The organism is Kordia aestuariivivens (genome assembly GCF_014397005.1).
Classification (GTDB): Bacteria; Bacteroidota; Bacteroidia; order Flavobacteriales; family Flavobacteriaceae; genus Kordia; species Kordia aestuariivivens.
Window position 1 is genome coordinate 48,873 of the sequence record NZ_JACGWS010000004.1, and the last position, 12,427, is coordinate 61,299.

General features: G+C 35.5%; 11 protein-coding genes. 6 read left to right on the forward strand and 5 right to left on the reverse strand.

Translation table 11 applies throughout. The annotated features are described in order from the left end of the window. Window positions 1-59 precede the first annotated feature (59 nt). Window positions 60-1,652, forward strand: a complete 1,593-nt coding sequence (locus H2O64_RS07625) for an eCIS core domain-containing protein (protein WP_187561590.1) — start codon at window positions 60-62, stop codon at window positions 1,650-1,652. Between the two features lie 112 nt (window positions 1,653-1,764). Here the strand turns inward: H2O64_RS07625 and ettA are convergent, their stop codons facing one another. Continuing rightward, on the reverse strand, window positions 1,765-3,456 hold the full coding sequence (gene ettA, locus H2O64_RS07630; protein ID WP_187561591.1) for an energy-dependent translational throttle protein EttA: 1,692 nt from the start codon (window positions 3,454-3,456) through the stop codon (window positions 1,765-1,767). A gap of 333 nt (window positions 3,457-3,789) precedes the next feature. Between ettA and H2O64_RS07635 the strand changes: the two genes are divergently transcribed. The 4 genes from H2O64_RS07635 to H2O64_RS07650 all read left to right on the forward strand — a co-directional run bounded on the left by H2O64_RS07635 (window position 3,790) and on the right by H2O64_RS07650 (window position 7,174). Then, window positions 3,790-4,440 (forward strand): DUF4331 family protein, encoded by a 651-nt coding sequence (locus H2O64_RS07635; protein WP_187561592.1) that lies wholly within the window; start codon window positions 3,790-3,792, stop codon window positions 4,438-4,440. A gap of 304 nt (window positions 4,441-4,744) precedes the next feature. After that, window positions 4,745-5,302 (forward strand): DUF4331 family protein, encoded by a 558-nt coding sequence (locus H2O64_RS07640; protein WP_187561593.1) that lies wholly within the window; start codon window positions 4,745-4,747, stop codon window positions 5,300-5,302. Between the two features lie 223 nt (window positions 5,303-5,525). Beyond that, window positions 5,526-6,821 carry a tetratricopeptide repeat protein gene (locus H2O64_RS07645; RefSeq protein ID WP_187561594.1) on the forward strand — a complete coding sequence of 432 codons (1,296 nt, stop codon included), beginning with the start codon at window positions 5,526-5,528 and terminating at the stop codon, window positions 6,819-6,821. A 188-nt stretch (window positions 6,822-7,009) separates the two neighbouring features. After that, window positions 7,010-7,174, forward strand: coding sequence for a hypothetical protein (locus H2O64_RS07650; RefSeq protein WP_187561595.1), 165 nt, complete (start codon window positions 7,010-7,012; stop codon window positions 7,172-7,174). A gap of 125 nt (window positions 7,175-7,299) precedes the next feature. Here H2O64_RS07650 and H2O64_RS07655 read toward each other — a convergent pair whose 3' ends face one another. From H2O64_RS07655 to H2O64_RS07665, 3 genes are all read right to left on the reverse strand, one after another. Further along, window positions 7,300-8,106: an anti-sigma factor gene (locus H2O64_RS07655; RefSeq protein ID WP_187561596.1), complete on the reverse strand. Its 807-nt coding sequence runs from the start codon at window positions 8,104-8,106 to the stop codon at window positions 7,300-7,302. A gap of 2 nt (window positions 8,107-8,108) precedes the next feature. Then, the gene (locus H2O64_RS07660; RefSeq protein ID WP_187561597.1) at window positions 8,109-8,639 is read right to left on the reverse strand and encodes an RNA polymerase sigma factor; all 531 of its coding nucleotides are present in this window, start codon (window positions 8,637-8,639) and stop codon (window positions 8,109-8,111) included. 136 nt (window positions 8,640-8,775) lie between these two features. After that, window positions 8,776-8,958, reverse strand: a complete 183-nt coding sequence (locus tag H2O64_RS07665; RefSeq protein WP_187561598.1) for a CAL67264 family membrane protein — start codon at window positions 8,956-8,958, stop codon at window positions 8,776-8,778. Between the two features lie 271 nt (window positions 8,959-9,229). Between H2O64_RS07665 and H2O64_RS07670 the strand changes: the two genes are divergently transcribed. Then, window positions 9,230-10,120 carry a TraB/GumN family protein gene (locus H2O64_RS07670; RefSeq protein ID WP_187561599.1) on the forward strand — a complete coding sequence of 297 codons (891 nt, stop codon included), beginning with the start codon at window positions 9,230-9,232 and terminating at the stop codon, window positions 10,118-10,120. 179 nt (window positions 10,121-10,299) lie between these two features. Here the strand turns inward: H2O64_RS07670 and H2O64_RS07675 are convergent, their stop codons facing one another. Beyond that, window positions 10,300-12,324, reverse strand: a complete 2,025-nt coding sequence (locus H2O64_RS07675; protein ID WP_187561600.1) for an NADPH-dependent 2,4-dienoyl-CoA reductase — start codon at window positions 12,322-12,324, stop codon at window positions 10,300-10,302. Window positions 12,325-12,427 lie beyond the last annotated feature (103 nt).

The following is a 12,427-nucleotide window of genomic DNA, read 5'->3' on the forward strand; positions in this document are numbered from 1 at the left end:
GGAAACCACATTGCTGAATTATAATATTTATCTTAACTTTAGTTTTCAAAGGCTTGTATATGAACATATTTGCGGACAAATCTAAAAAAAATAAAAGTCACTTATTGGCTAGTGCTAACTCGCAAAAAGCAATTATTGAAAATCCTACTTTTCAATTTGAAGATAATCGTCCACAAGCTATTATACAACAAAAATTATTTGACCAAACGAACAATCATCCCAATAATGCCTTTGCAATTCAGTTTCAAAAAATTGCTGACAACTATTTTAATAACCAACAATTACCTGTTCAAACAAAGAAAAATAACACAGGTTTACCAAATCATTTAAAATCTGGAATTGAAAATTTGTCTGGTCATACTATGGATGATGTAAAAGTTCATTATAACTCATCGAAACCAGCGCAACTACAAGCATTAGCGTATGCACAAGGTACAAATATACATCTTGGTCCAGGGCAGGAAAAGCATCTTCCTCATGAAGCATGGCATGTAGTTCAACAAAAGCAAGGAAGAGTGAAACCAACACTACAAATGAAAGCTGGAATTCAGATAAATGATGATTCAGACCTAGAAAAAGAAGCCGATGTTATGGGCGCAAAAGCTTTAACATCCAATACTGTGCAACGAAAAGAAAAAACTAATGCTGTAACAACGAATATTACACAAACAGTACAAAGGCAAACCTATCGTCTAAATGTAGGGACAAAACACTACACAGCAAATCATGAACAAGAAAATTGGATTACTTTTACAAAAGTTGGACACAAATGTTGGTTGTATATAGGGAAATCTGTTTTTGCCAAAAAAGAAAACAACACCTATGTATTTACAGCTGATGCTCATATAGTTCCTTACATAAATAATTGGCTTAGTGGACATCTAGTCTTATATAGAGGCGTTGATTCAGGTCACGCCGTCTATGCTGATGCTCTACATGGTAGAGCTCCTGCTAAACGACAAGCAACAAATGATATTCCAGAATTTACTAGCGACAGTAGTTTAACTCGTTTTATTCCGTTTACCACTTCAAGGGATATTGCACTTATGGCGACTAAAAGTTCGAGTCATGAAAGTGGTGATCGTCATGGTGCTACTGCAGCGAATGCTGCCGATCAAATTGGAGTGTTACTACGTGTTGTTGTTGGAACAGGGAATTCCGTCGGAATGTTTGATGCTGGAGAAATTCAAGTACTAGCTCCTCCAGTAGCAAGAGTTATTCCCGTAACTGGCGCTACATTACAAGGAACAAATAGATTAGATAGAAATCCATTAGATAGCGCTGCTGTTATTCATCATTTACGAGAACGCTTAAATGATACTATGTGGTCAAGTTTGGGAAAAGGGCTCATTGGAAGAAAAGTACCTTCCGGTATCGCTGCTATGAAGCAGTTTTTAAAAAGTAATAATATTCAAGGTATTTTAGATCTTGCAACAACAAAAAATAAAACAACAGATTCTAAAAGGCATCCAGAAACAACTGAGGTGTATAGAGCAGTTAGTTTAATACATGCTAGACTTATTTCTGCAAGAGATGAAGCTGCTGCTGAATCGGAACATAGACCTAGATCGCACTCCGAACCAGAATCAAAATCAAAATCTGGGTCAGAATCAGGATCAGAGTCAGATAATGGTGCTGGTGTAGGATTATAAATTCTCGTCAATATTCATAAGTCATAAACTAAAAAACCTCGCAATCACGAGGCTTTTTTTTATACTTATAGAAATAGATTCCTGCCTTCGCAGGAATGAAAAATAAAATCAATTATCTAATCAACTTCTTATACTTAATACGTTTTGGCATTAAATCACCACCCAAACGTTTCTTTTTATTTTCTTCATAATCTGAGAAGCTTCCTTCAAAGAAATATACTTGCGAATCACCTTCAAAAGCTAAGATGTGTGTACAAATACGATCTAAAAACCATCTATCATGCGAAATTACCACAGCACAACCTGCAAAGTTCTCTAAACCTTCTTCCAATGCTCGCAATGTGTTTACATCCAAGTCGTTTGTTGGCTCATCGAGTAATAAAACGTTTCCTTCTTCTTTTAGCGTCATGGCTAAATGCAATCGGTTACGCTCTCCACCAGAAAGTGCGCTTACCTTTTTATTTTGCTCGCTTCCCGCGAAATTGAATCGGCTTAAATACGCTCTCGAATTTACTTGCTTTCCGCCCATCATGACCAATTCTTGCTCGTCCGAGAAGTTTGCCCAAATAGATTTATCAGGATTTATATTTGAATGCGCCTGATCTACATACGCTATTTTTGCCGTGTCTCCAACCGTGAAACTTCCTTTGTCAGGTGTTTCTTCGCCCATGATCATTTTAAAAATGGTCGTTTTTCCAGCTCCATTCGGACCAATAACACCCACAATTCCTGCTTGTGGTAAATTGAAGTTTAAATCTTCATACAATAATTTATCACCAAAAGCTTTCGAAACTCCTTTCGCTTCAATCACATTGGTTCCTAAACGTGGCCCATTTGGAATGTAAATTTCCAACTTCTCGTCCATTTGTTTTTGATCTTGACTCATCAATTTGTCATAATTCTTCAAACGTGCTTTTTGCTTTGTTTGACGACCTTTTGCTCCTTGACGAACCCAATCCAATTCTCGTTCTAATGTTTTCTGACGTTTAGAAGCGGTTTTGCTTTCTTGCGCCATACGTTTCGATTTCTGATCTAACCAAGAAGAATAGTTTCCTTTCCAAGGAATTCCTTCTCCTCTATCCAATTCTAAAATCCAACCAGCAACATTATCCAAGAAATATCTATCGTGCGTTACCGCAATTACTGTTCCTTTGTATTGTGCTAAATGATGTTCTAACCAATGTACAGATTCTGCGTCCAAGTGGTTGGTAGGCTCATCCAATAATAAAATTTCTGGTTCTTGTAATAGCAAACGACATAAAGCAACACGACGACGTTCTCCTCCAGAAAGTACACCAATCAACTTGTCTGGCTCTGGCGTACGCAAGGCATCCATTGCAATTTCTAGTTTGGTGTCTAATTCCCAAGCGTTAGAAGCATCAATCTGATCTTGTAAATCTGCTTGCTGCGCCATTAACTTGTCCATCTTATCGGCGTCAGAATATACTTCTTCCAAACCGAACATATCGTTGATTTTATTGTATTCATCAAGAATGGCTACTGTTTCAGCAACACCTTCTTTTACAACTTCCATCACAGTTTTTGTTTCGTCTAATTGTGGTTCTTGCTCTAAATAACCAACTTTATATCCTGGTAAAAAGGTAACATCACCTTGATAGTTTTTTTCAACACCTGCAATAATTTTCAGTAAAGTAGACTTACCAGAACCGTTTAAACCGAGAATCCCGATTTTGGCTCCGTAGAAAAAACTTAGGTAAATATCTTTTAATACTTGCTTGTTTGTACTTTGATAGGTTTTAGAAACCTTATTCATGGAAAAGATAACTTTCTTATCGTCTGACATAATTGTTCTTTAATTTAATTGCTATGCAACAAATATACATAATTGTCTTAGCATTCTCACATATAAATGTGGATTGAAAAATTGAATCATTAAAAAATTTAAAAAACAAAGTTTCGGGCTAAACTTCCTTCAAAATTAAAGTTTCATCAAATTAAATAAAGAAAAAAATAAATTTTTAAAATAAATTAATCAATTGAAAATTAACACTTTAAATCCATAAACAAATAAACTATTAAACTTATTTTCATCTTTTTTACACTTTCAGAAAACCGTATTGACATTGTTCTCGTATATAATAGCAAACAATAAAAATCTAATAAAACTTTTAAAATTATGAAACGAGTAACAACCATTTTAGGAATCAGTATTGTATTGGTGGGAAGTTTCTTTTTGATAGCTGCCGATCACATTGATGCGCCAGCAATACAAGGAGCAACTACTGATATTACCGATTTCTACGCCTTTCAAGGAGAAGACACAAATACGATAGCTTTTGTAGTGAATACACAAGGATTATTGAGTCCGACAGCAACTTCAAACACTTCGTTTGACGAAAACACATTAATCGAAATTAATATTGATACTTCTGGAGATAATGTAGAAGATTTAGTGATTCAAGCAATTCCAAGAGACGGAAAAATGTATTTCTTCGGTCCAATCGCGCCAAGCGCAACAGGATTAAATAGTGTAATTGAAACCTCAGCGACAACTTCGTCAGTTGATATTACAGCCTACGGAAGTAACGCCATTACAGCAACTGAAAACGGAATGAAATTTTTCGCAGGTCCAAGAGATGATCCATTTTTTATGGATTTCGCACGATACGGAGAAATCATCACAGGAAATGCAACTGCTTTTAACGATCCTGGAACAGACACGTTTGCAGGTTCAAACGTACTATCAATCGTAGTTGAAGTGCCAAAATCACAAATTGGCGGTTCAGGAACGATCAATGTTTGGGCAGAAGCAAAAGGGAAACAATAATTATATATCTAAAATCTTAACAAAAACTCGATTATACAGTTCATTATCAGCTTTTAAATTTCATTTTCTTTGCTTGCCCAAAGAAAACGAAACAAAAGAAAAGGCATTTTTCTGGCAGGTATTTTTAGTTTTCTCGTTGGAAAACTAAAACCGAAAAGATTTTACTAAATTTTCTCCAAGGATTCGAAAATTTTTAACGCAAAACCTTTTCTATACTTCAGAAAAAGAACGGATTACGAAACATTTAATTCGTCTAATTGAACAAAAATTAATCAATAAAAATTCACAATTTAAACAGAAAAAAATGAAAACTATACAATCAATTTTAGGAATTATACTCGTGAGCGTTTTCACACTAACGAGTTGTTCTTCAGACGACAATACAATTATAATTGACAACGAACCTGATTTTTCAGGAACGTTTGCACAACAAGATCAAATGGGAAGACCTGCCGTAAATACCGTATTTGTTTCTCAAGCAAATAAAGATGCTTTTAATATTACAATTCCTTCGCAACAAAATGCAGCTTTCCAAGCAATGTTTCAAACCAATTTAACAGGATTGAGTCCTGCGTATGCAAATCCTGGAGATCAGAATGCTTTAGGACAAGACGCAGCTGCTTTTACAGGATTATTAGCTACCGATGTGTTGAATGTTTCCCTTGACGGAACCACAACTTTTTTCGATGGCACGAATGTTTTGACAGGTCGCGCTTTAGCCGATGATGTGATTACGGTTGAATTATTATTAATTTTTGGTGGCGAAGATTTCACAGAAAACCCAAATCTCTCTGATGATCATGTAGACGCCAACGACAAGCCTTTTTTGTCCTCATTTCCATACTTAGCCTCACCTTGGTAAAGTAATACCATTTACCAATAACTGGCACGATTTGCTGTGAGAGCATTTAGAAACTTGGGGGAACATTATTTGAATTAATAACCTTCTAAATGCTCTCTTTTTAAACTTAAAAGGAATCTAAATATTTAATTAGACTCCGTTCTTCAACGGAGTTAGTTCAACTTACAATCGTGAATTCGTCTTTCAGACTTTTCAAAATTGAGTTTCACTAAAAACAATCACTATGAATACTAAAATCACTTTTTTAATCCTTGGAGCTTGTGCCTTTTTAATCAGTTGCACTTCTACTCCATCACAAAAAGTTACAGCTTCCGCTGAATATAACTCGTATTTAGCAATTGCTGAAAATAAAACACTTATAGATGCGTCTGACATCAAAAAATTCTGGGCATCTAAACTAGAAAAAACTCCAAATCAATATCCGTATCATGCAAAAATAGCAAGTTCGCATTCGCAATTGTTTAAAGCAACTGGCGAAGTTTCACACTTACTTAAAGCTTCAAGCCATTTGGAAATTGTAAACGAACGCACAAACTATCAAAACGCGAATTATATCAGAAGTTTAGTTCGAAATTATATTTCACAACATCGCTTTCAAGAAGGATTAGTTTTACTAAAAAAAGCTGAAGTTTTAGGTGAAAATTTAGACGCAACACAAAAAATGTTATTCGATGTACATTTAGAACTCGGAAATGTTGCAGCAGCTGAACTTTACTTAAATCATTTTAAAAATGACAATAGTTTTGACGCGTTGATTCGATTGTCAAAATGGTACGATCATGAAGGAAAATTACTGGCTGCCATCAAAATGATGGAAAAAGCAAAACTCAAAGCAGAAGATGCAAATAATCGTTATTTAAAACAATGGTCGTATACAAACCTAGCAGATTTTTACGGTCATGCCGGAAGAATTAAAGATGCATACAACCATTATTTAAAAGCATTAGAATTAGATCCAAATGATGCGTACGCGAAAAAAGGAATTGCTTGGATTGTTTTTTCACACGAGAAAAATTCAGAAGAAGCCTTACGTATTCTAAATACAATTATGTCACAACACAAAGCACCTGATTATTATTTATTGAAAGCTGAGATTGCTGAATACATGGGAGAAAATGCTGAAAAAGAAAAAAATATTCAAGCGTTTATGAATGCTATTCAAGATAAGAATTATGGCGTGATGTATACGTCTTATGAGGTTTCTATATTATCAGAAGAATTAAACAATACCGAAAAAGCCTTAGAAATTGCACAACAAGAAGTCAAATTGCGTCCAACGCCACAATCGTACGATTTACTCGCCTGGACGTATCATTTACAAGGAAATTCAGCGAAAGCATTAGAAATTATAGAGCAACATGTACTAGACAAAACTTTTGAACCTGTTGCGATGTATCACGCCGCAGAAATTTTAAAAGCAAACGGAAATACAACTTCCGTTGCGGACATCAAAGCAGAATTACTCGAAAGTAGTTTTGAAGTAGGTCCACTATTAACACAGAAAATACAACGATTATAGTTTTGGTAAACTATACCCTAACTTTTTAGTTAGACGATTGGTTTTTATTGATTGAAAAGGCACTTTGTGATGAAGTGTCTTTTTTTGTTTTCAAACCAAGTAATATTGTTAATTACGGCGATACCGTAAACAATTACCATTTGTTCTTTTTATATTCTAAGCATAGTTTAACCAAAAAAAACAAAATCATGAAAAAGAAAAATTTTAAATCGTTGACATTAAACAAAAAAGCAATCTCACATCTGGAAGTAAAGGAATCTACAATTGGCGGTCGCGGAGCAAGTGACAGACTTACCGAATGTAGAAACGATTATTGTGTTTCATTGTACAATAGTTGTCCTTGGGTTTGTTAGAGGAATCTTTTAGTGGGAAATAACTAATGTCTAGTCGAGCGCAGTCGAGACTCAATGAAGTCTATATATTAAGAACCTCTCGACTGCGCTCGAGGTGACATTGAATATAATATTAAAAAGGTTTTCTAAGGATTTGAAGCCACAACACCAAGTGTATACAATTGCTCCATGGTTGGCGATTCGCTTCCGCCTGTTGGTTCAAGTGTAATTCCGAACGCTTGGGATTCGTTTGTATTTTTCAAGTCAAATACTTTGTCTTTATCAGCAGAAAAATCTTCGATCACGCCCAAACTTGTTGGTGTTAACGGATTGAGTGTTAACGACCAAATTTGATAAACTTTCCCTTCTGGCGGATCTGGCAATCCTTGTAAATCTAAGTATACATTATTCGCTTTCTTATCCCAATATACTTTTGCGTATGATGTTGGCGAAACTGTTTGCCCACCAAGTGGCACCGAAATGATATCTTTTGTTCGTAAAACGCTTAACAATTCAGTTGCCGCAGTTAAATCACTATTTGCTTTATAAATTTGCTCTTTCAGTGCTTCTTTTTCAGTTTTCACAATGTCAATTTGTGATTGCAAATCGCCTGTTTTCAATACGGAATAAATCAATCCACAACCTAAAATAACAGCGGCAGCCCAACCTGCATAACGGAATAATGAACGTGGTTTTTGCAATGGAATAACCTTGGTTTCGTCAGTATCTGTCAGTTGTAATTTTTCTTTCACAACTTCAAATACATCCGAAGTATCTTTTGAACTGGTCGCTGCAGTCAAATTTAAAATCGCAGCTTCAATTTCCAAGACTTCTTGGGTAACTTCCGGATACTTTAGCATCATTGCATGCACTTCCGCGTTTTCTTTTTCAGAAAGCGCGCCAGCTACGTACAGCTCTAAAATTCCAGATGCTATGTATTCTTTGGGATCCATTGTTATACTTTCAACATTTTTCTGAGTTCGTTAATACAGTTTCTATTCCTTGTTTTTATCGTTCCTAACGGAATTTCGAGGGTTTCGGAAGTTTCTTTTTGTGTATACCCTTTAAAATAAAGATACTCAATGATTTGTTTGCATTTTTCGGCAAGCTGACTCACATATTTTTTTATACCAATTGCGTTTGTTTTTTCGTCTAAACTATCATTGTTTTCAATACTATGTACGAAAAAATCAACATCAAGGTTTTGTTGCGCGTTCTTAAAAGATTTTGAACGCGTTTTATCAATCGCGGCATTTCGGGCAATATTGAGTAACCAAGTAAAAAAACGTCCTTTTCTAGTGTTATAATCGACGGATTTATTCCATGCTTTTATAAACACATCTTGCAGAATTTCGGTAGCGATATCCTCATTTTTCACAATCGTATTGATCACACCAAAAATACTATCATTATACATAGCGTATAACGATTCAAATGCTTTCACATCTTTTTGTTGAAATTTCGTGATGAGTGTTTCTAACTCCATAAATACAATTGAACTCCCTATTTTCTCCTTTATAAATAAGAATCATAAAGCTACGATTTTTCGTGTAGAAAATTTGACTTTTACGCATAAAAAAAAGCTTCAACAAGTGAAGCTTTTCATTTTTTTAAGCATTGTATTATACGCGACCTTTTAAGGCATTAAAAACCCATGCAATGGCAAAGAATCCGATTCCGACTGCTCCAAATCCGTAACCTGCAACGTCGTCATATCTAAACGCACCAAGTGCTATTAAACCAATTCCTACCAATATCATTATCGTGGTTGCCCAAGCTAGTACTGTATTTTTGTTCATTCCCATAGTATCTTTTATTTGGGCGCATCGTTTATATATGCTGATGTCTCTGCATATATAAAAGTCAGGCTTTCGGTAGTCGCTCTCTGCGAGGAGCTTCAACAAATACCTCAATCCTTTGCGCTTTTATGAACTGCAAATATCGAATTTTTAATTCAAAAACTAAAAGTTTAATCCACACAAATTCTAAAATGGCCTTTGTAAGTGCAAGAATTACACAGCATAATTTTTAGTATCTTTCAAAAAAATCTAAGTAGAAAATAGTTAAACGTATCCCATGAATAAAAAACTTTCATTACTCATACTCTGCGTACTTACAGTATTCATTAGTTGTAATTCTAGTAAATCGATTGTAAATACTTCTAAAGGTCCAAAACTTGAGAAATCATTACTTTGGAAAATTACAGGGAAAGACATCAAAAAACCTTCCTATTTATACGGAACTATTCACCTAACCTGCGATTATGAGTTTACAGATAAACTTAAAAAAGCATTTGACGAAACCGATCGCTTAGTCTTAGAAATTGATATGTCGAATCCTAATTTACAAATGGATATGATGAAATTTATCTTTATGGAAGATGGAAAAACCATTAAAGGCTTGCTCAATGAAGACGATTATAAAACATTAGCAGATTTTTTCAAAGAACAAGTCGGAATGGATTTGAAACTATTCGACAAAATGAAACCATTGGCAATTACCTCAACAATTACGGCTAAAATGGCGGTTTGTGATAATGGAACAGCTTATGATATGGAATTTATGAAAGTATCAAAAGCGCAAAATGAAGAAGTAATTGGACTGGAAACAATTGCTGATCAAATGAAAGTTTTTGATGATATTCCGTATGAAGATCAATTGAAAACGTTGGTAGAAATGGCGAAAGAAGGCATGGAAGAAAGTAAAAAAGGCTTTGAAGAAATGACGCGTTATTACAACGCAGAAGATTTAGAAGGTTTGCTAAAAGTAACTACCGAACAAGGATTGGAAGGAGATTTTCAAGAAAGTTTAGTCGATCAACGCAATCGCAATTGGATTCCGCTCATCGAAAAAATTACCGCAGAAGCACCAACATTTATTGGTGTTGGAGCGTTGCATTTACCTGGCGAACAAGGTGTTATTAATTTATTGAGAAAACAAGGATATACGGTTGTACCAGTTTATTAGACTCGTTCCCGCGTAGGCGGGAATCTCTTAGACCGCTGCGCTGTTGGATGTTAGATCGCTTCGCTTTTAGACTTGTTCCCGCGTAGGCGGGAATCTCTTAGATCGCTTCGCTTTTAGATAAAAAAACCCACAATATTCATTAGAATATTGTGGGTTTTTTTATGTTTGAAAAGTATGTTTTACAACTTCGCTGCCAAACGACTTCCTTGGTCAATAGCGCGTTTTGCGTCTAATTCTTCGGCAATATCTGCACCACCAATAATATGAACCGTCAAACCTTTTGCTTGCAACGGTTCCATGAGTTCTTTTAAAGGTGTTTGTCCTGCACAAATCACAATATTATCCACTTCTAAAACTTTTGCTTCTTCATTTTGTGTGTAATGCAATCCTTGATCGTCAATTTTTGTATACTGAACTTCTCCGATAAAGTTTACATTCTTCTTTTTCAAATTCGCTCTGTGAATCCAACCTGTGGTTTTTCCTAAGTTTCCACCAAATTTTCCTTTGCTCCGTTTGAGCATAAAAATTTCTCTTGGCGATCCGTGAAAATCTGGTTTCATGTTTTCAATTCCACCACGAGCTTCCAAACTTTTATCAATTCCCCATTCTTTCAACCAAGCATCAACATTCTGCGAAGTCGATTCGCCTTCGTGTGATAAATATTCAGAAACATCAAAACCAATTCCTCCAGCTCCAATTACGGCAACACGCTTTCCAACAGGTTTTTTATGCTTTAATACATCTAAATAACTCAATACTTTTTCGTTTTCAATTCCTTCTATTCTTGGCATTCTCGGTTTGATTCCTGTTGCCAGAATGATTTCTTCAAAGTTTCCTTGCGAAAGTTCATCAGCATTGACACGTGTATTCAATTTTACCTCAACATTGTGCAATTCTATTTGCTTATTGAAATAACGAATGGTTTCGTAAAATTCTTCTTTTCCTGGAATTTGCTTCGCGATGTTAAACTGTCCGCCAACTTCATTATTGTCGTCAAACAAAGTTACTTCGTGTCCGCGTTGCGCTGCAATTGTTGCTGCGGCTAATCCGGCTGGACCCGCGCCAATAACAGCAATTTTCTTTTTGATACTTGCTGGTGTGTAATCAAATTCTGTTTCGTGACATGCTCTAGGATTTACCAAACACGTTGCAACTTTTTGCTTAAAAATATGATCTAAACACGCTTGATTGCACGCTATACACGTATTGATTTCATCTGCTTTTTCTTCTGCAGCTTTGTTTACCCAATCTGCGTCTGCTAAAAACGGTCGTGCCATCGAAATCATATCTGCTTGTCCATCTGCTAGAATTTTTTCAGCGACACTTGGCATATTTATTCTGTTCGAAGTAATTAAAGGTACACTCACTTCTTTTTTCATACGTTCCGTAATCCACGTAAATGCAGCTCTTGGAACAGATGTTGCAATTGTTGGAATTCGTGATTCATGCCAACCAATTCCTGTATTTATAATGGTTGCGCCAGCTTTTTCAATGGCTTTTCCAAGTTGTACTACTTCTTCCCAACTGCTTCCTTTGTCAACCAAATCGAGCATCGACAAACGATAAATGATGATAAATTCTACACCAACTGCTTCTCGAACTGCTTTCACCGTTTCTACGGCAAATTTCATTCTATTTGCATAGTTTCCGCCCCATTCATCGTCACGTTTGTTTGTGCGTTCTGCTATAAATTGATTGATTAAATAACCTTCAGAACCCATAATTTCTACACCATCATAACCCGCCATTTTAGCCAATGATGCAGAATTTGCAAAACTTTTGATCGTTCTTTTAACATTAGCACCACTTAATTTACTTGGCTTAAATGGTGTAATTGGTGATTTTATTGCAGAAGGTGCTACATTTAGTGGATGATGACCATAACGACCTGCATGCAATATTTGCATACATATTTTTCCACCGTTTTTGTGTACAGCTTCCGTGATAATTTTATGTTTTTTAGCATGTTTTTTTGTGCTCATTCGCGATGAGAAAGGTGTTAACCAACCGCGCACACTTGGTGACATTCCACCAGTAACTATCAAGCCTACGCCACCTTTTGCGCGTTCGGCATAGAAAGCTGCTAATCGTTCAAATCCATTTTTCTCCTCTTCTAAACCTGTATGCATTGAACCCATTAACACTCTGTTTTTAAGTGTTGTAAATCCAAGATCTAACGGTTCAAAAATATGCTTATATTTCATGTATTTCGATGGTTTTTCTGATTGCTTAAAGATAGTGTAATTCTGTCAAAACAATCATGTATTTTTACTATGCACGCACAGCACAATGCAATATAGTTATTTT